The sequence below is a fragment of the Rhizobium cauense genome, from assembly GCF_019511525.1.
GTDB lineage: Bacteria > Pseudomonadota > Alphaproteobacteria > Rhizobiales > Rhizobiaceae > Rhizobium > Rhizobium cauense.
Genome location: NZ_JAEUAT010000014.1, coordinates 71,104 through 90,564 on the forward strand (window position 1 = coordinate 71,104; position 19,461 = coordinate 90,564).

Sequence of the window (19,461 nt, forward strand, 5' to 3'; positions counted from 1 at the left end):
CTTGCCCCTTCCGTGGGCCGAAACAAAACAGCCTCCAAACGCAGGAACGAGGCACTACCGACGTTTTAGGCTAGTGAACAGCAACCGATGTCGGCGCATTGACATGAGCGACGGGCACACCAGGAAACCGAGCAATAAGCATCCCGGTGAGTTCTTCTTGCGTACGATGACCGCGGTTGAAAAGGTCGACTGCGGCGCTGCAGATGACTTCCGACGTCCTGTCATCTGGCTTAGCCTTGTAATGTCGGTACCACGACTGAACGGAAAGCGAGAGTACGGCCAAATCGGCTTCCAGGATACTCGTGACTAGCATTCCTCATCTCCCCCAAGAAACAAACGTTGATGCTGAGCCCGGACCTGTAGCGAGCGCGCCGGTCCCCAGCCGATTGATTGGCACCGCCAGACGATCTGGCGTCTATTACGAAGCGACCGTCTGTCCTCCATCGTTCGCAAGATGCGCAACAATAGCGCGCCGGATTTCGGTAACCGTATCGAAGAGCCTGTTGTCCAGATCAATGACACTGAATCGGACAGCGATGAACTTCAGACGGCTTTCTACGGGAACAGCGATCCCGACTTCCTGACCGTTGAATATGACAGCCTGTTTTTGCATGGCAAACCCCGAGTACACACTTATCGTGCGGACCATAAGCAATTTTCGGTGATGGATTTACGACGTGTCAGAGCGACGATGCGGCTCGATATAGGGTCGAAACGCAATGGCACACTCGCCGCAAATTGGCGAAGAAACAAAGTCGCTGAAGCAACGTCTTATCCTCCCTCGAGCGTGGTCATCGACGCCGAGCCCAAGCATCAAGTTTTGATGTAGGGTACCTCTCCCACGAGAAAACGTATTCGAGAAAATCTCGGCAAGCAACTGATTTTTGAGATTTTTTAGCGTTTTGAATAATATGATAATTCCCGCACTTGCGAAGCGGAAAATGACGTACGTGCGTCGCTTCGACGGATGACAACGTCGCCTGGACGGTTACACGGGACGGGTCGACGCCACTCACCGAGTGAAGCTTCTGACTAAGCCGTGCGACTTCAACTGAGTGTTCCGATTTCAAGGGTCTGGCAACCCTGCAAATTGATGGAGCCTTCCGTTGCCGCGGCGAAGACAGCGAGCAAACGCACCCGCGATCAACACGGCCATCCCCTTGGAAAATTGGGGGCTCGAAAGGACCTCTGCGACGAGGATGTGATCGTGCGCCGTCTATTTCGGTTATCGACTGGCGTCCAAGGACATGCCAGCGGATCGCAAACCACTTCCCTCAGGCCTAAAACTCAACCGCATCTACCAGTATTGACGAAAGTCGCCAGTCGCAGACTGCAGGAGAGTGAGCGGATAACGGCCAGGGTGATGAACCAGGGCAGTCATATTGATCGGCCGGTCCCGCTCGTCAAAGGCAATTTGGTCGACAGTGAGTACGGCTGAAGGTGAGGCAAGTTCAAGCATCGCAGCCTCGTCTGAACTGGCCAGGCGTGCGCTGAGTGTCGTCTGCCCCCGTCGCGGCTGGATACCATAGACTTCGCGCAACTCGGCATAGAGCGATCGGTTTGCGACCGTCCAGTCCATGCCTGTCAGTCCCGGCGCGCGGGAGGCTGATATCCAGTCGGTCTGGAGCACGACAGGCACGCCGTCCAGCAGTCGAAGGCGCGATAGCACGATCACATCCGACCCGGGAGGAAGGAGCAGCGGCCGCGTGATGTCGAGAGAGGCTTTGATCACCTCCATCGCTAGGAGGCGATGTCCCGGTGCACGACCGCTTGCCATTGCGGTGCTGGTAAAGCTTCTGAGAACCTCGAGCTCAAACCCCCCACCGTTTTCCGCAACATACAGGCCCTTGCCCGGCTGGCTTTGGACAACACCCTGGCGGATCAGTTCGCGCACCGCGTGGCGCACTGTGATGCGACTGACATCGTAGAGTGAAACGAGTTCCCGCTCGGAGGGTAGCTTGCCGCGCAATGGCACCTTCCCTTCCCGGATGGTCGCCAGCAGGTCTTCATAGACCTGCTGATGAAGCGGACGAGGATCGGTCCGATCGATTGCTGCGTGCCTTTGCTTCGCTGCCACCGGCTGACGGCTTGTCACGTTGCGCTGCTCCCTGCGTCGGTGCCTGTTTGTGCTTTCGCATCTTTGCCCACAAGAGACAGAAGAGTCCAGTTGACATGACTGGTCATAACCAGTCCTATTAGGCTCAGGAACCATAGAGTTCCCCACAGCTCAAGTGTGATAAAGACAGGAACAGCTCATGTTGAAGAAATGCCTTACTGCGGTTGCAGTCTATGCCGGCCTTTGGGCCAGTGCCGCGCATGCGGAAAGCATCTCCGTTTTCTGCGCACCGACTGAGTTCGAACTTTGCACCAAGGTTGCCGACGCCTGGAAGGCGAAGACCGGCAACGAAGCAAAGATCAACAAGATGCCGGCCCTCCTCGACGACGCGATTCCGCTTTACCAGCAATTGCTGGCGGCGAAGTCCAAGGACATCGACGTCCTGTTTCTCGACGTCATCTGGCTTGGGATGTTCAAGGCCAACCTGCTTGATCTGAAGACTATGATTCCTGCGGCCGATCAGGACAAGCACTTCGCCTCTACACTCAACGCCGCCAAGCTGGATGACAACCTGGTCGCGATGCCAGCCTATATGGACGTCGGCCTGATGTTCTACCGCAAGGACTTGTTGGAAAAGTATGGCAAGCAGCCGCCGAAGACCTGGGATGAGCTCGCTGCCACCGCAAAGGATATTCAGGACAAGGAGCGCGCGGCCGGCAACGCCAAGATGTGGGGCTACGCCTGGCAAGCAAAAAGCTATGAAGGCCTGACCTGCGATGCGATCGAGTTGATTGCATCGAACGGCGGCGGCACGATCATCGCGGACGACGGCAAGGTGACTATTGACAACCCGCAGGCAGTTGAAGCGATCGAAAAGGCCAAGGGTTGGATCGGGTCGATCAGCCCGGAGGGCGTTCTGAACTACGACGAGGAAGCATCGCGTGCCGTCTTTGAATCGGGCGACGCCGTTTTCCACCGTAACTGGCCCTACGTCTGGGGCACGTCCCACAAGGAAGGCAGCTCGATCATCGACAAGGTGGGCGTCATGCCGCTTCCGGTCGGCAAGGACGGTCAGAAATCCAGCGGATGCCTTGGGCCGATGTACTATGGTGTCTCCAAGTACAGCGCCAAGCCTGAGGTCGCTGCCGATTTCGTGAACTTCATCACCGGTCCTGACATGCAGAAGATGCGTGCAGTAGAAGCAACCCTCAACCCCTCGATCCAGGCGCTCTACAGCGATCCTGAAGTTCTGGAAAAGATCCCCTTCCTGAAAGACAACCAGCAAGCGTTCGCCGATAGCGCCGTGCGTCCGTCCGGCTACACCGGCACAAGCTACAACCGTGTCTCACAGGCCTTCTACCGCGCCACGCATGACATGCTGTCCGGCAGCGGCGATGCGAAGGACGGCTATGCTTCGCTCGCCAAGCGCCTGGAAAAACTCAAAGAGAGCCGTTGATTAAAGGAAAGATGCGGGAGCGTTGCTCCCGCATCTTGTGCAGCCGGCGCTCCGCGCCGGTCGAGCCCCCATGCGCAAGCCAAGGTGAACGATGGCATCGGTTTCGATGGAGTCCGTTTCGAAGAACTTCGGAACACACAGTGTTATTCATGATGTAGACCTGAAGATCGACGATGGTGAATTCGTTGTCTTCGTCGGCCCCTCCGGATGCGGAAAATCCACGCTGCTGCGCATCGTGGCAGGCCTGATCTCCGCCTCCTCAGGAACGGTCAAGATTGGTGGCGACGATGTCACCGATGTCCCCGCCTCCAAGCGCGGGGTGGCTTTCGTGTTTCAATCCTATGCGCTCTACCCGCATATGACTGTCGCCCGCAATATTGGTTTTGCGCTCGAGACCATGGGCATCCGACGCGAAGCGATTGCTCAGAAGGTGCAGCAGGTTGCCCGCATGCTGAAGGTCGACCATCTGCTTTCCAGGCGGCCGAGAGAGCTGTCCGGCGGCCAGCGCCAGCGTGTTGCGATCGGCCGGGCATTGGTGCGGCAGCCCGAGATATTCCTGTTCGATGAACCGCTCTCCAATCTCGACGCGGATCTGAGAATGGAAATGCGTATGGAGATCGCCAAGCTTCATGCGGATCTCAAGACAACGATGATCTACGTGACGCACGATCAGTCAGAAGCCATGACGCTTGCGGACCGGATCGTTGTTCTCAATCACGGAAGGATCGAGCAGGTCGGCACGCCTTCGGAGCTTTACCGTCAACCTGGCAATCGGTTTGTCGCAGGGTTTATCGGCAGCCCGCGCATGAATTTCCTTGCTGTCGAGACACGAGCATCCTCTGGCGCCGAGCAAATCGTGGGGCCCGGCGGGCTGGCCATAGCGCGCCAGCAAAGCGATGGAGTGCCGGTTGGTGAAATCGGCATTCGCCCGGAGGCGCTGCGCCTCGTGCCGTCTGGAACCGGTCGCCTAGATTGCGTTCTCGAGCGCATCGAGGACCTTGGACATGAACACTTCGCCTATTGCCGGGTTGGGGACAGTTCGATCTGGGTTGTTCGCCTACCTGCCGCCCCCAGTAGCGACGCTATAGGCAAGCCAGCTGCACTCGCCTTCGATGACCATGCGGTGTTTCTCTTCGCCGCCGACGGCAGGAGACTTTTGCCGGCGATCGAGGCGCCAGGCACAATGAGGGCCCTCCCATGAGCGCGCGCCTTGCCCGCCGCGATCACCGTGCTGCCTGGCTCTTCCTGGTACCGGTCATTGTCTCAATGCTCATTGTCGCCGTCTGGCCATTGGGGCGGACATTCTTCTTCGCCTTTACAGATGCCTATCTCGACGACCCCAGCGTCTACTCCATGGTCGGCATCGACAACCTGATCGAGGTTTTCAGTGACCACACTTGGTGGATTGCCGTCAGGAACACACTGACCTTCACTATCATATCTGTAGCAATTGAAACAGCGCTTGGACTGGCAATCGCCCTTCTCATCAACGAGGCGATACCCGGCCGCGGACTTGCACGCGCAGCCATCCTGGTTCCCTGGGCGATCCCCGTCGTGGTCTCGACCAAGATCTGGGAATGGATGCTGAACGACCAGTTTGGTGTCATCAACAAGATGCTGGAAGCCCTTGGTGTCATCGATCATGGTGTCGCCTGGACGGCGAGCGGTTCGTTGATCATGGGTGTCGTCATCTTCATCGATGTTTGGATGACCACCCCGTTCATGGTTTTGCTCATCCTCGCAGGGCTTCAGATGATTTCCCAGGAAATCTTCGAAGCCGCCGAAGTCGATGGCATTCCGACCTGGAAACGCTTCTGGTCGATCACCCTCCCAATGCTGCGGCCGGCAATCGGAGTGGCTGTGCTATTTCGCGTGCTCGATGCGCTTCGCATGTTCGACCTTTCCTACGTGCTTGCTGCAAGCAACGAAAAGGTCATGACGGTGTCGATCTACGCACGCGACCGCCTCATCAGCTTCCAGGAACTCGGTGTCGGTTCGGCGGCCTCGACCTGGGTCTTCCTGCTGGTTGCCCTGGTGGCGATCATCATTATCGGCGCCTTGCGCCTCGACAAGGCAGCGGGGCACTGACCATGACTGACATTGCTCTAGCTCGCCCTGTCCGCAAGTCCAGCGCCTACTACAGGGCGCGACGCCGAGCGCTTCGGGCGCTGCAAATCTTTGCTCTATTGCTGGTGCTGATCTACACGCTGTTCCCATATTACTGGGCTTTCGTTTCGTCGACGAAGCAGGGCGCAGCGCTCTATCGGTCGGTACTTCTGCCAGCGCTCGACTTCACCTACTATCGACAACTGATCGACAATCCGGTGTTCATGGGATCACTCCTGAACTCCGCCTATGTCGCGGTCTCGACAACCTTCCTGTCCCTGGTGATCGGCATCAGTGCGGCCTATGCACTCGGACGCATCGACTTTCCACAGCGGCGCGCCGTCCTGATGGTTATCCTGATGATCTCGATCTTTCCACAGGTCGTCGTGCTTTCAGGCATGTTCGAGCTCATCAACTGGCTTGGGCTCTTTAACCGTCCAAGCGCGCTCATACTGACCTATCTTCTGTCAACGGTGCCGTTCACGACCTGGATTCTGACAACCTTCATTCGCGAGTTTCCACGCGAGTTGGAGGAGGCCGCGATCATCGATGGCTGTTCGCACCTTCGCATCCTTCTGAAGATACTGCTGCCGCTGATGGGACCATCACTTGCAAGCACGGGTATCCTGGCCTTCATACTGGCGTGGAACGAATTTCTCTTTGCCCTGACGTTTACGCTGACGGACGAGAACCGAACCGTGCCGGTCGCGATCGGTTTGATTGCCGGCACCAACCGTTATGAATATCCCTTCGGACAGATCATGGCTGCCTCGGTGACTGTCACGTTGCCGCTGATAGCAGTTGTACTGATCTTCCAGCGCCGCATCGTTGCTGGCCTGACAGCCGGCGCCGTCAAGGGGTGACCATCAAAGGACCAATTTCATGGACATGCTTGTCAAACTCTACGATCTCACGACGGATGTTTCCCTTGACGCGAAAATGCAACGGCAAGGCATTACGATCCGCCGCGTCCTGCCACCTGAACTGAAGGCCCTGACCGATTGGATCACCCCCCGCTTCGGCGCTGGGTGGTCTTCCGAAGCAACCGCAGCCACTATGCGCCAGCCACCGACCTGCTTTATCGCGATCCAGAGCGGCAAGCTGATCGGCTTCGCCTGCCACGACGCAACAGCAAAGGGTTTTTTCGGGCCGACGGGCGTCGACACTGCTGCCCGCGGCCAGGGTGTCGGCCACGCACTGCTTTTGACGACGCTCCTCGATATGTACGCACAAGGATACGCCTATGGCGTGATCGGCGGAGCCGGGCCCATGGATTTCTACCGCCGGAGCGTTGGCGCCATTCCAATCGAAGGGTCGGTCCCCGGAATATATCGGGGAATGTTGTCTGAGGCAGAGCCGGATGAAATCTCGCAATCACACAGTTAGCCGTGGTCGAAGCGATCCCGCCGGTCGGTGCTCTCATTATCTGTTGCAAGGGGGACTGCTTTAAACACGGATAGAGTACCTTTTGGGTCCTCTGCGAGACGTGACGAATGCCGCAAGACCTTGCCAAGAATGGCACCGCTCAGTTCGCGATCGCATGTTGATCATTCAGATTCCACCGACTGCGCCTTGTACTGGGAAGGGCTGCAGCCCACCAGGTCCTGAAATTGTGTGGACAGATGAAAGGCCGAGCTGAACCCTAAAAGACCGGCAACCTCCTTGATGGATTTGTCCGTGTTGGCAAAAATGTCCTGGGCGCGGCGTATTCTCAACGAGACCAGGTGCTGCTTGGGAGAAACACCGGCCTTCTCGCGAAAGACACGTCGGAAGTATGAGTAGCTGACCCCGAGCTCGCGCGCGACATCCTCGACCGATATTCGCTGTGTACAGCGTTCCATCAAGATCACGCGTGCCCGCTCGACGAGGCGATCTGCTGGGGCGGCTGATGCCAGCTCCTTTTGCTGGGACAACAACGCAAGGAGCTGCAGACCGAGTGTCGAAATGAGCGGTTGATTGGCGAGCCCCTCATCTTCGGCCAGACCGTGGATCCTCTCGAAGATGGAAGCAAATTCCGGCGTTGATGGCAGAACCGACCGTGTGGGATCGATCAGCCCCGCCATTCGCGCGAACTCGAACGCACTGCTGCGGCATTCGATCCAGTTTTCTGTCCATCCGAGATCGGGATCCGGCGCAAAGCGATGCCAAACGCCTGGAAACAAAAGAACGATCGATCCAGCCTCAACCAGCTGGCTCCTGCCTCGACGTCCGAATTCGAACAGGCCACGCCCTTCAGCGATGAGAATCACTTGGTAGGCCTGCAGGATGCGGCCTCTCTTCCAGTCGAAATGGTGGTCATCGGGATGGCGGATTGGGGGATAGACGGAATGAGGTAGTATTTTCGTATGCCCAGTGGAGATCGCGGTGCAACCCCATGCAGAACATAGCCGATTATCGGGTAAATAGACGAAATAATTCTGCGTCATGGGTCATCGCAAAGGATCAGTTTTTGTATGCTTCAGATCATTTTTGAAGAAAAGACCGGGATGTCAACTCGTATCTCGGGTGTTAGGTTCTAATCCAGAGGATAGGACCGGCAACGCAAGTTGCCGCTAAAGGCATAAAGCCACGCCGCAAGCCCAGTTTTGCGGCTCTGGAGGAGACAAGACAGTGTTATCGCTTTTGAGCGCGGCGGGCGTGCGCCTGCTGCAAGGTCCCGCGCGTTGTTTGCGAATGGCGTGCCGGGCATGACGGAACGCAAATTGAAAGTCGGCTTGTTTGGAATTGGCCTGGCAACATACTGGCCCCAATTCGAGGGGCTAGAGCAAAGGCTTTCGGGCTATGTCATGCAGATGGCCGAGAAACTGTCCCGTCCTGATATCGACGTCATCAATCTTGGCCTGATCGATACGCCAGAAAAAGCACTTGATGCTGGTCATCTCTTTCGTGAAGCGGATGTCGACATTATTTTTCTGCACGTCACCACCTATGCGCTGTCATCGACGGTCTTGCCGGTCGTTAGGCGAGCCCGGGTTCCTGTTGTCATCCTGAACCTGCAGCCGGAAGCGGCGATCGATTACCGAACCTTCAACGACCTCGGGGACCGCACAAGGATGACCGGCGAATGGCTTGCCCATTGCGGCGCCTGCCCGGTACCGGAAATCGCCAACGTTTTCCGCCGGTCACGCATCGCGTTCCATCAGATCACCGGCATGCTGCACGGCGACGAGGAGGTCGATCGGGAAGTCGCCGACTGGATCGATGCGGCGCGCGTCGCTCATGTAATGGCACACAACAGACTGGGCGTCATGGGCCACTACTACAACGGCATGCTCGATATTTACTCCGACCTCACTGCCCACGCGGCGGCTTTCGGCACACATATCGAAGTCGTCGAGATCGACGAATTGGCACGCCTGCGAAGGGAAGTGACGGAAGCGGACATCACGAGCTTGCTCGCAGTGATCGGGGAAGAGTTCGACATCGATCCGGACTGTGATCCAGTCGAGCTGCGCAGGGCAGCCAAGACGGCCGTAGCGCTCAGCAAGTTCATCGATGCCAGGAAACTCGGCTCCCTTGCATATTACTATGAATCCACACCCGGCCATGAGCATGAAGACGTGATCACCTCGGTCATCGTCGGTTGCTCTCTCCTGACGGCACAAGGCATACCGGTTGCTGGTGAATACGAGATCAAGAACGTGCACGCCATGAAGATCATGGACAGTTTCGGCGCTGGCGGATCCTTCACCGAATACTACGCCATGGATTTCAACGATGATGTCGTCCTCATGGGCCACGACGGGCCTGGCCATATCATGGTCGCCGAAGGAAAGACAAAAATCCGGCCTCTCAAGGTCTATCATGGGAAGGTCGGATCAGGCGTCAGTGTCGAAATGTCCGTCAAGCATGGGCCGGTGACGCTCCTTTCGGTGGTCGAGCGCGAGGGGCGCATTGTTCTCTTGTGTGCTGAGGGACAGTCGGTTCCAGGGCCGATCCTGGAGATCGGCAATACCAACAGCCGCTATAAGTTCCCAATCGGCGCGCGTCGTTTCGTCGAGAATTGGAATGCCGAAGGCCCGGCGCACCATTGCGCAGTCGGCGTCGGACATATCGCAACAAAAATCGGAAAACTCGGCAAGCTTCTGGATCTCGAGGTGGTCCAGGTCTGCTGAACAGGCTCAAGCAGGACCGTGACCCTAATCGTCCGGGAGAACAGATCAACAGGTGAGGAGGACCTGACATGGTAATGTTGAATTCGAAAGATCGATCTCGCAGACACGGCCTGCGTGGAATGGTTTTTGCAGCCACTCTTGCGCTCGCCGGCCAGACAGTGAGTGCTGCCGAGATCCATCTCGACGCGCCCGCGCCAACCCCACCTGTCGAAGTGGCAAAGTTCGAGCCCATCGCACCGGACAGCGCCAAGGGCCTGACTCTCGGCTTTACGCAGCTCATTCTTGGCGTTCCGTTCACCGACGCCCTGCAGCGCGGCATGGAAAAGGCATCCGAGACTGCCGGCTTCAAGCTTGTAACCTGCGATTCCAAGATGGACGCGGCGACGGCACTTGCCTGTGTCCGTCAGTTCAAGACGCAGAACGTCGATGGTCTCGTAACCTTCCAGGCGGATGCCGCAGCTGCCGCCAATATCTGCGCCGAGGGTCCGAAGGTTCCGGTCATTGCCATTGATATTGAACAGAAGCCATGTGAGACCGCCTTCGTCGGCGCAGCCAATTCCTATGCCGGGGAAATCGTCGGCCACGAGCTTGGCATGTATTTCGCAAAGAACTTCAATTGCGAATATGATGCTTTCGTCTCGCTGGAATCGACGGCTGTAGGCGTCGTCAACGATCAGCGCATGGGCGGTATCCGCAAAGCCTTCGAGGCCGTCTGCGGACCGGTCCAAAATCTGCGCATCATCGACACCGGAGCCGGCGGCCAGGCCGACGCTGCACAGCGCCAGGTTACCGACACGTTGACTGCGCTTCCGGGGGCAGCCAAGGTCATCACGGTCGGCATCAACGAAGACGTGATCACGGCGGCACTGGCGGCTGCGCGCACTCAGGGTCGAACACAGGACCTTTATCTTGGTGTTCAGAACTTCGATCCGGACAATTGCCAGATCTGGACCGCGCCGCATTTCATCGCAACGGCTGCGTATTTCCCGGAGCGTTATGCCGATCTGATCGTTCCCAATCTGGTCAAGGCCATCAAGGGCGAGAAGATCAACAACCAGATCCTGGTTCCACACGAGCTGATCACGCCTGAAAATATCGCCAAGGTCTATCCGGAGTATGCCTGCAAATGACCGCCGACTTCCTTGCCGTACGCGGCATCCGGAAATCGTTTGGCCCGGTTGAGGTCCTGCATGGCGTGGACCTTGACCTTGCCGCCGGAACGATCACCGCGCTCCTCGGAGAGAACGGTGCCGGCAAATCGACCTTCGTACGTATTCTGGCCGGTGACCACCGGCCAGACGAAGGAACGATATCCGTCGACGGCAAGGCATCTTCCTTCCACGGGGTGGGCGATGCAAGGCAGGCCGGCATAAGGCTAATAGCTCAGGAAATTGCCGACGCCCCGACGCTTACGGTCGCCGAAAACATCGTTCTCGGCACATGGCCGACCAAACGCGGCCTTCTCGATCCTCGAGCCATGAACAGGATGGCGCGTGATGCACTCGATCTCCTCGGTGCCGACCTGCCGCTGACGGCGAAGGTCGCAAATCTAAGACTCGGGGAGCGTCAGATCATCGAGATCGCCCGGGCCACGATCGGCGCCTCGAAATGCATAATTTTCGACGAGGCGACCGCCGCCCTCTCGGACGCCGAAGCGCGCAAGCTCTTTCAGCTGATCCGTCGCCTGGCCAAGCGCGGTGTCGCCGTTCTCTACATCACCCACAGGCTCGATGAGGTCTTTGCACTGGCCGACCGGGTCTGCGTGCTTCGTGATGGTCGCGTTTCACTTGATCGTCCAACGACTCAGGTCGACCCGGAACAAGTGATCGAGGCCATGGTTGGACGCGCTATCGCCCATTCCCGCCATTCGGTTCCGGCGTCCTCGCCTTCGGCAAGGGCCATTCTTGAGGCTGAACGGCTGGGATCCGATGCATTTTCGGACATTTCCTTTTCGCTGCGACCCGGCGAGATCCTCGGCATGTACGGCAAGGTCGGCTCCGGCGTTCAGGAGCTTTCAGCGTCGTTGGTGGGGGCAAGCTCGTTCGACAGGGGCGCGCTTCTGCTCGACGGCAAGCCTGTGCGCTTCCGTAACCCGGCCGAGGCAATCGACGCTTCCATCGGGCACCTGCCCGCCGACCGTGCCACAGAGGGTCTGCTGCGCACGATGACGCTCGCTGAAAACCTGTCGGCGCCCAGCTGGTCGCGACTTTCGCGCTGCGGCATGTTGAGGGCCGAGCGGCTAAGTGCAGCCTACAGCCGCTGGCATCGAGAGCTGCGCATCAAAGCAGAGCCGACCGGCACCCAGACCATCACAGAATTGTCCGGTGGCAATCAGCAGAAGGTCCTGCTTGGCCGCTGGCTGGAGGCCGGCTCCAGGATCCTCGTTCTGGCCGAGCCGACACGCGGGGTCGACGTGGGCGCCCGACAGGAGATCTATCGCGTTCTTGCTGACCTGGCATCCAAGGGCCATGCCATCATCATCGCGACGTCCGACTACGAGGACATTAATGCAGTCGCCAGTCGCGCGCTGGTCCTGGTTCGTGGGCAGCTGATCGCGGAAATTCCGCATGACCGTATTTCGACCGAAACCCTGACCGAAGCCGCGGGAGGCGGTGTCCATGCATGACAAGCTTCAATCCGAGTCCATCACCGCGATGACGGATATCGACGCAAATGGCGACAAGATCAGCTTCTGGCGCAGGACACCGGAATCAGCCGCGCTGCTGGCCTTCCTGCTGGCCGAGATCGTCTTCTTCTCGCTAAGCTCACCGTACTTCCTGACGTGGGGAAACTGGGTCAACGTGATCACCGCTCTGTCGATCACTGGCGTCCTTGCGGCTGGTGGAACGATGCTCCTGATTGCCGGCCAGTTCGATCTGTCGGTCGGCAGTGGCGTTGCCTTTGTTGCACTTGTGATGGCCCTGACTGTCAACAGTATTGGAATCGTTCCGGCAAGCGCTCTGGCGTTGCTCGTCGGCATGGGTATTGGCGTCATCAACGGCTTCCTGGTCACCAGGATCGGCGTCAACGCACTGATCACCACGCTTGGAACGTTGGCGATCTTCCGCGGCCTGACGCAATCGATCGGCGGCGGCAAGAACATGCTGATCGCGAACTTCGACTGGGCGATATGGCGCCCATTCTTCAACATTCCGCTTTCCGCGCTGGTCTTCGTTCTGGTTGCCATCGTTGTTGGCGTTGTCCTCAAGCGCACGGTTTTTGGCAGATCCATCTATGCGATCGGAGCCAACGAGAATGCAGCGCGATTGGTGGGGATCAAGACGAAACGCGTGGTATTTCTAAGCTTCCTGCTGTCAGGCGCGTTCATCGGTCTCGGCGGGCTGATGAGCGCATCGCAGCTCGGATCGACGTCTGGCACGACAGGTCTTGGCCTGGAACTTGCGGTTGTCACAGCTGTCATCCTCGGCGGGACATCGCTCAAGGGCGGCACCGGTTCGATGTTCGGCACGGTGATCGGTCTTTTGATCGTCGGCGTGCTGAACAATGGTCTGACGTTGATGAACATCAACTCTTCATGGCAGCAGGCCGCCACCGGTTTTCTGCTCATTCTTGCCGTCTCCTTCGATCAGCTGCGGCAGCGACTCGTCGGGGGGCGTTGAGAAAAGATCATGACGATAGAAGCAAGCTTCAGGCTGCTCGACAATCTCGATGTGGCAATGCGGGATGGTGTCATTCTGAAGACCGACATCTGGCTACCCGCAACGCAAGAGCCCTGCCCGGTTTTACTCCAGCGGACGCCTTATCGTAAGGAAACGCCATTCGGCTCGCAATATATTTCGGCGCTCGAGTTCCAGGCGGCACTGCGACAAGGCTTTGCTATTGCAGTCCAGGACACGCGCGGGCGTTATCAGTCAGGTGGCGATTTCATTCCTTTCGAGCAAGAGGGTCGAGATAGCGCCGATACGATCTCCTGGTTGACGGGCCAGTCATTCTGCGATGGAAAAGTGGCCATGTTCGGCGCGTCCTATGTCGGCGCGACCCAGGTTCTTGCACTGTCCGAGAACCCAGTCGGCCTGAAAGCGATTGCGCCACAGTTGACAACTGCACGCCATGGCGAAACCTGGATGTATCGCGGCGGCGCGGTTGAACTTGCCTTCCTGCTGCTATGGGTGATCGAGTCGCTCGGCCCCGACCACATTGAACACCGCACCACGGCTATGCCTTCAGATATCCGAAAGCGCGCTCAGGCCTTGCTCGAAAAAATGCGTGAGGATCCGGCGGCTGCCTTTGCCCGGCTCCCCATCCTTGATGGAGCGATCGCAGAGCTTGCACCATACTTGAATGACTGGTTCGACCCGCAGGCAATCAGCGGCAAGCGCCCATCTGACAGCAGAGACTGGGTCGGGACGAGCCAGACAGCCATGCTCGTTGTGGCAGGCTGGAATGACATCTTTCTCGAGGGCTCACTCGAACTCTTCGAAAAGGCAAAGTCACGCTGGGCAGGCAAAAGCCAAATGCCCGACCGCCTCATCATAGGACCCTGGTCTCACGGAAATCCGAGCGACTGGCAGGGTCAGGAGTGGCTCGGCTATGGTGCGTCGACAGCAGAGTTGCCTGGAGAAACCCTGGCCTTTTTTGACAGCGTGCTGGATGGAAGGCAACCGGCCTCATCTGCGGTACGCTACTTCCGTTCGGGATCGAATAGCTGGCATGCCGCAGAGGATTGGCCGCTGCCGGATACGATCAATGTGCCACACTTTCTCGATTGCGGCCGCAGCGCTCTTTCTTCCACATTGGGGTCAAAGGCAAGCAGCACATACACGTCCGATCCATCAAATCCGATCCCAAGCCTCGGGGGCGCGACCTTCCTTCCCGGCCTCCTTCAGGGACGCAATTCCGGCCCGATCGACCAGGCGACGATTGAGGCACGCGATGACGTCCTGGTCTTTACAGGACAGCCGCTTCGCGACGACCTTGACGTGACGGGGCTTGTTACAGCCAAGCTCTTTGTCGCCTCTTCGGCGACTACCTGCGACTGGACAGCGAAGCTTTGCGAGGTGGATCCTGACGGCAGGAGCCTTGGCATTGTTGATGGTATCTTGCGATGGGAGCCTGCGGGCGCATGCGAAGAGCCCGTTGAGATCGTCGTTCGGCTCGGGCACATCAGCCGTTTGTTCAAGAGGGGGCATCGACTGAGGCTCCAGGTCGCCTCGTCAAATTTCCCACGCTTCGATCGCAATCCACAGTCAGGCGTGGCGCCGACGCTTGCCAAGGCATCGGATTTTGTCCCCGCAAAACAGCGGGTGTTTTCAGGACCTGCATGTCCGAGCTGCCTCATCCTCCCAGTCGTGCAGGTGACCTCCCCCCCGGCCAGGTCACTGACCGGGTTGTAGGATCCAGCACCGACGTGACGGACCGTTCTGAAAGCGCCCCGCTGTCAAAACAGGTCAGGCGAAGATCGCCTGACTCAGGCTGATCCCCTGGCGACGAGGGTGCAGGGCAGTCTCTCAACACGAGGCTCCAGCTTTTCACCGCGAGACAGGCCGAGAATGGCCAGTCCGGCCTGGTGACCGAGTTCCTTCAACTCCATATCGATCGTCGTCAAAGGTGGACGCGTCTGCTTCGAGACGACCTCCCAGTTGTCGAAACCGACAACGGCAATGTCACCCGGAATGGAAATATCCCTGTCTCGCAGGGCATCGATAACGCCACGCGCAATCTCGTCGCTACCACAAAAGATCGAGTCAGGTCTTGGCCCCGGTCGCGCAAACACCCTCTCGATCGCCGCATGGCCCCATTCCTCGGACCACTCCCCAAACATGACCTGTGCCGAGGCGCCGACGATCTCGTGGTAGGCTTCGGCCCGGATGCGAGCCGCACGGTAGTTCTGCTCACCGGTAATGTGCAGTATCCGCGACCGGTTCAGTCCTTGAAGATGTTGAACGGCCAGGCGCGCGCCTTGCGCGTCGTCCGGATGAAAGCTGACACTGCCCGACGGTCCCTGCGCGAATGCGTAGACGACAGGTATGTTCAGCTTGGTCAGCTCTGGAGGCGGCTCCAGATCGATACGCGTCGCGGTAAAAATAATGCCGTCGACCTGTCTGTCGAGAAGTGCCTCGAGGTGCAATCTCGAAAGGCGCGGATCGTTGTTGGTGGCACACAGAAAGAGAGAGACACCGTGATCCACCAAGATTTCAGACACACCCGCCGCCATTGGCAGCGTCAGTCTGCCATAGGTATCGTTGGTCAGCATGCCTATTGCGTGGCTGCGCCGTGTTAGCAACCCACGCGCGAGTGCATTCGGACGGAAACCGAGCTCGTCAGCAATCCGCCTGACTTTTTCACGTGTCTCCGGATTGGTTCGCCCGGTGCCGTTGAGGGCATTCGAGGCCGTCGAAATGCTCACGCCGGCGGCCTGCGCCACATCGCGGATTGTATGGCGTCCGCCGCCTGGTTGCTTCAAATCAGCCTCCATTTAACTGTCATGCTAAAACCTTTTAGCAGAAATAATGTTGATGTTAAAAGGTTTTAGCAAAAAGCTGCCTAGAGAGCGTCTCCGACCTGTCGACATAAAAAATTTTCTCAACTAACGTCGTCTCCGTTCTTAGGCCCGAAGGGGCAATATAATAGAAGGGGAACACGCATGTTACGTCTTAAATCGACAATTGCTGCTGTCGCATTGCTGGCAAGTTCTTCCCTCGCCAATGCCGAGGAAATCACGCTATGGGTGCGCACATCGTCCGGCGCGGTACTACAGGGGCTGGCCGAAAAATACAACGCTACTCATTCCGACAAGGTCAACGTCACGCAGATCACCGCCGAGCAGATGGTACCAAAACTCGGCGCGGCCATCGCTGGCGGAGCTGCACCGGAAGGCGCCGTCCTCGACCTGATCTACTTGCCGACCTTTGCAGCCAGCGACAGCCTTGAAGACATTTCCGGCTTCGTCAAGGACCTCCCCTACGCGGATGCCCTGAGCCCTTCGCATATCCGCCTGGCGACCTATGATGGCAAGATTTACGGTGTTCCTGCGCTGCCCGATGCCTCGATCATCGCTTACAACACTGACCTCTTCAAGAAGGCGGGCCTTGACCCCGACAAGGCACCAGCGTCTCTGGACGAAATTGCCTCTGCCGCCAAAAAGATCCATGCGCTCGACAAGGAAACCTACGGCTTCTATTTCGTTGCCAATTCCGGCAGTTGGCTGATTTACGACTTCCTGCCGCACCTGTGGGCAGCGAATGCCGATGTCTTGAGCGACGACGGCCGGACTGCCACCGTAGATACTCCTGCACTGCGTGAAACCATCTCAGCCTATCGCGACATGTGGCAGGCTGGCGCCATCCATCCGACGTCGCGCTCAGGCAACGGCAACAATGCCGTCGAAGCCTTCGCCTCCGGCAAGGTCGGCATCCTCATGACTGGCTCCTACATCGTCAACCTGCTGACGAGCAAATACCCAGACATCAAGTTTGCTGTCGCGCCGATCCCCGGCCCCAAGGGCGGTGCGTCGAGCTTTGCTGGTGGTGACAGCCTGGCACTCATCAAGGGCATCAGCGACGAAAAGAAGAAGGTCGCGCTCGACTTCGTCAAGTTCTACATGGAACCCGAGCAGCAGCTCTACATCACACAAGAATCCGGAATGCCGTCGCGCACCGATCTTGCTAAGGAAGCTTACGCCAAGTTCGATCCGCGCAACCTGACCGCCTATGACATTCTGGCCAAGGCGCGCACACCTTACACCTTCTCCTCGGACGAATTGTTCGTCAGCCGCACCGGCCCGTTCCTCAACCTGATCCAGGGTACTATCTTTGGCGAGGACGTCGATGGCTCGCTTAAGAAGGCGCAGGACGACTTCACCAAGATCCTCGAACGCACCAATCCCTGATTCCGCTTTGCGGGGCCTGCGCTGTCGCGCGTGCCCCGCATCCAGACGGCTGCGAAGCAGCGGCTTCTTAAAGTCTCAAGGAACGACAGTGCTCGACACACCAATAAAGCAACCGGTTCAACCGATTTCCGGGGACCCGGAGCCAAAAGGCTGGCTTGGCCTTGCCTTCATCCTGCCAGGCTTCCTGTTCATCCTCGTTCTGTTTCTCATCCCGCTTGCCATGACCGTCTGGATGAGTTTCTACAACTGGCCGCTGCTCGGCCGCAGGAAGTTCATTGGTCTTGCCAACTACAGTGAGTTGGCAGGCGACATGCAGCTGTGGCATTCCCTAGGCTTCACGCTTCTTTATACTGTGCTGGTGACGGCTGCCATCTTCGTTGTAGCCTTCCCGCTTGCTCTTCTGGTCGACCGCCCACTGCGCTCGGCAGGCTTCTTCCGCACGATCTTCTTCATGCCCGTCGTCATCGGTTTCGGCGCCGCATCCACGCTCTGGATGTGGCTGTTAAACCCAGACAGTGGCGTTTTCGCCCAGGTACTGCGTGGCATTGGTCTGATCAGCTCCGCGCCCCGACCACTAGAAAGCTTCTGGCCAGCCCTTGCCGTGATCATCCTCATGGTTGTCTGGAAGACCTCAGGCTTCACCATGGTCATCTTGTTAACTGGCCTGCAGGGCATTTCCAACGACGTTATAGAGGCTGCCAAGATCGACGGCGCGAATGTCTTCAGCCGCTTTCGCCGTATCACCTTGCCCCTGATGCGCAATTCACTGGTGCTGGCGTTGGTCCTGAATGTCACGTCGTCCATGCTCGCCTTCGACCAGTTCTTCATCATCACCCAGGGAGGACCGGAAAACAGTACGATCTCGGCCGTCTTCTCGATCTATCTCGCATCGTTCTCGTCCTATCGTCTCGGCTATGGCTCGGCGCTCTCCTTCGCACTGCTTGTCGTGCTTGTGGCCATCAGTGCCATCCAGTTCGTACTGCTGCGCGAACGTCCGGAGGAAGGTTGATGACAACGTCCCCCACTAAGGCGAACCCGCGTGGCGGCCAGGCTAGCTACCTGCTCTTCCTGTTGGCATCGATCCTCTTCGCAATCTTTTTCATCATGCCGATCGTGTGGTCCTTCGCCAACTCGTTCAAGCCTGCGGCCGAGGCTCTCGCCAATCCGGCCGCGTTGTTCTCCAAGTCGTTCTCGCTGGAAAACTACAGACGGCTGGAAAACGTTGGTGCCGGTTGGTACGTCTATGCCGGCAACTCCGTACTGATTGCCATCGGGACAGTGGCGTTGACCGTCATCGTCTCGGTGCCGGCGGGCTATGGCTTTTCAAAGTTCCGGTTTCCCGGCCAGTCCATTCTATTTGTACTCATCATGGCAACGATGATGATCCCGTTCCAGTCGATCCTGACACCGCTGTTCCTGATCCTGAAGATGCTCGGTCTGCAAAACAGCATCTACGGCCTGGTCCTGATCTACGTCACCTTTCAGCTGCCTTTCTCGGTTTTCATGATGCGAAATGCCTTCGACGCCGTGCCAAAGGCCCTCATCGAGGCAGCGCGCATAGACGGTGCGTCTCAGGCCACGATCCTGCGCCGTATCATGCTGCCGATTGCACTGCCCGGCGTGGCAACGGTGGCGATGTTTGCCTTTCTCAACTCGTGGAACGAGTTTCTGGCCGCTCTTATTTTCCTGTCTGATCAGAACAAGTTCACCTTGCCGATTATGCTCGTGAACGTGTCATCGGGCCTTTATGGCATCATCGACTGGGGCGCTTTGCAGGCAGGTATCGTGGTCACGATGATCCCCTGCATTCTGCTCTTCCTTCTTTTGCAACGTTACTACGTGCGCGGCCTGACGGCCGGCGCCGTGAAATGATAGCGGC

Annotated in this window: 18 protein-coding genes; 13 read left to right on the forward strand and 5 right to left on the reverse strand. The window is 58.0% G+C overall.

The features are described from left to right. Positions 1–70 precede the first annotated feature (70 nt). The 3 genes from JNB88_RS23155 to JNB88_RS23165 all read right to left on the reverse strand — a co-directional run bounded on the left by JNB88_RS23155 (position 71) and on the right by JNB88_RS23165 (position 2,077). A complete protein-coding gene (locus JNB88_RS23155; RefSeq protein ID WP_220357466.1) occupies positions 71–313 on the reverse strand; it encodes a hypothetical protein in 243 nt (80 codons plus the stop codon). A gap of 105 nt (positions 314–418) precedes the next feature. Beyond that, a complete protein-coding gene (locus tag JNB88_RS33780; protein ID WP_223217300.1) occupies positions 419–613 on the reverse strand; it encodes a hypothetical protein in 195 nt (64 codons plus the stop codon). A 684-nt stretch (positions 614–1,297) separates the two neighbouring features. Continuing rightward, complete coding sequence (locus tag JNB88_RS23165; protein WP_037135590.1) at positions 1,298–2,077, reverse strand: UTRA domain-containing protein; 780 nt, start codon at positions 2,075–2,077, stop codon at positions 1,298–1,300. 178 nt (positions 2,078–2,255) lie between these two features. On the opposite strand from JNB88_RS23165, the gene JNB88_RS23170 reads away from it, so the two are divergent. From JNB88_RS23170 to JNB88_RS23190, 5 genes are all read left to right on the forward strand, one after another. Further along, entirely contained in the window at positions 2,256–3,512 is a 1,257-nt protein-coding gene (locus JNB88_RS23170) for an ABC transporter substrate-binding protein (protein WP_220357468.1), read from the forward strand. Positions 3,513–3,603: 91 nt separating this feature from the next. Further along, on the forward strand, positions 3,604–4,713 hold the full coding sequence (locus JNB88_RS23175) for an ABC transporter ATP-binding protein (protein ID WP_220357469.1): 1,110 nt from the start codon (positions 3,604–3,606) through the stop codon (positions 4,711–4,713). After that, positions 4,710–5,600 carry a carbohydrate ABC transporter permease gene (locus JNB88_RS23180; RefSeq protein WP_220357470.1) on the forward strand — a complete coding sequence of 297 codons (891 nt, stop codon included), beginning with the start codon at positions 4,710–4,712 and terminating at the stop codon, positions 5,598–5,600. Before JNB88_RS23175 ends, JNB88_RS23180 begins: the two co-directional genes overlap by 4 nt. Positions 5,601–5,602: 2 nt before the next feature. Beyond that, positions 5,603–6,481: a carbohydrate ABC transporter permease gene (locus JNB88_RS23185; RefSeq protein ID WP_037135442.1), complete on the forward strand. Its 879-nt coding sequence runs from the start codon at positions 5,603–5,605 to the stop codon at positions 6,479–6,481. 19 nt (positions 6,482–6,500) lie between these two features. Beyond that, positions 6,501–7,004: a GNAT family N-acetyltransferase gene (locus tag JNB88_RS23190; RefSeq protein WP_037135441.1), complete on the forward strand. Its 504-nt coding sequence runs from the start codon at positions 6,501–6,503 to the stop codon at positions 7,002–7,004. Positions 7,005–7,165: 161 nt separating this feature from the next. Here JNB88_RS23190 and JNB88_RS23195 read toward each other — a convergent pair whose 3' ends face one another. Continuing rightward, positions 7,166–8,044 carry a helix-turn-helix domain-containing protein gene (locus JNB88_RS23195; RefSeq protein WP_220357471.1) on the reverse strand — a complete coding sequence of 293 codons (879 nt, stop codon included), beginning with the start codon at positions 8,042–8,044 and terminating at the stop codon, positions 7,166–7,168. Between the two features lie 261 nt (positions 8,045–8,305). Here JNB88_RS23195 and JNB88_RS23200 point away from each other — a divergent pair, with 261 nt between their 5' ends. The 5 genes from JNB88_RS23200 to JNB88_RS23220 all read left to right on the forward strand — a co-directional run bounded on the left by JNB88_RS23200 (position 8,306) and on the right by JNB88_RS23220 (position 15,087). Further along, positions 8,306–9,733, forward strand: coding sequence for an arabinose isomerase (locus tag JNB88_RS23200; protein WP_220357472.1), 1,428 nt, complete (start codon positions 8,306–8,308; stop codon positions 9,731–9,733). Positions 9,734–9,801: 68 nt separating this feature from the next. Further along, positions 9,802–10,863 (forward strand): sugar ABC transporter substrate-binding protein, encoded by a 1,062-nt coding sequence (locus JNB88_RS23205; protein WP_220357473.1) that lies wholly within the window; start codon positions 9,802–9,804, stop codon positions 10,861–10,863. Continuing rightward, entirely contained in the window at positions 10,860–12,359 is a 1,500-nt protein-coding gene (locus JNB88_RS23210; RefSeq protein WP_220357474.1) for a sugar ABC transporter ATP-binding protein, read from the forward strand. Before JNB88_RS23205 ends, JNB88_RS23210 begins: the two co-directional genes overlap by 4 nt. Then, positions 12,352–13,353, forward strand: a complete 1,002-nt coding sequence (locus JNB88_RS23215) for an ABC transporter permease (RefSeq protein ID WP_220357475.1) — start codon at positions 12,352–12,354, stop codon at positions 13,351–13,353. Before JNB88_RS23210 ends, JNB88_RS23215 begins: the two co-directional genes overlap by 8 nt. Before the next feature lie 9 nt (positions 13,354–13,362). Then, positions 13,363–15,087 (forward strand): CocE/NonD family hydrolase, encoded by a 1,725-nt coding sequence (locus JNB88_RS23220; protein WP_220357476.1) that lies wholly within the window; start codon positions 13,363–13,365, stop codon positions 15,085–15,087. Between the two features lie 74 nt (positions 15,088–15,161). On the opposite strand, the gene JNB88_RS23225 is transcribed toward JNB88_RS23220, so the two are convergent. Beyond that, positions 15,162–16,169, reverse strand: coding sequence for a LacI family DNA-binding transcriptional regulator (locus JNB88_RS23225; protein ID WP_220357477.1), 1,008 nt, complete (start codon positions 16,167–16,169; stop codon positions 15,162–15,164). A 168-nt stretch (positions 16,170–16,337) separates the two neighbouring features. Here JNB88_RS23225 and JNB88_RS23230 point away from each other — a divergent pair, with 168 nt between their 5' ends. The 3 genes from JNB88_RS23230 (at position 16,338) to JNB88_RS23240 (ending at position 19,454) form a co-directional block, all read left to right on the forward strand. Beyond that, positions 16,338–17,582, forward strand: coding sequence for an extracellular solute-binding protein (locus tag JNB88_RS23230; RefSeq protein WP_220357478.1), 1,245 nt, complete (start codon positions 16,338–16,340; stop codon positions 17,580–17,582). 88 nt (positions 17,583–17,670) lie between these two features. Continuing rightward, a complete protein-coding gene (locus JNB88_RS23235; protein WP_220357479.1) occupies positions 17,671–18,591 on the forward strand; it encodes a carbohydrate ABC transporter permease in 921 nt (306 codons plus the stop codon). Next, the gene (locus JNB88_RS23240; protein ID WP_037135412.1) at positions 18,591–19,454 is read left to right on the forward strand and encodes a carbohydrate ABC transporter permease; all 864 of its coding nucleotides are present in this window, start codon (positions 18,591–18,593) and stop codon (positions 19,452–19,454) included. The genes JNB88_RS23235 and JNB88_RS23240 overlap by 1 nt, the downstream gene beginning before the upstream one ends. Positions 19,455–19,461: the final 7 nt, after the last annotated feature.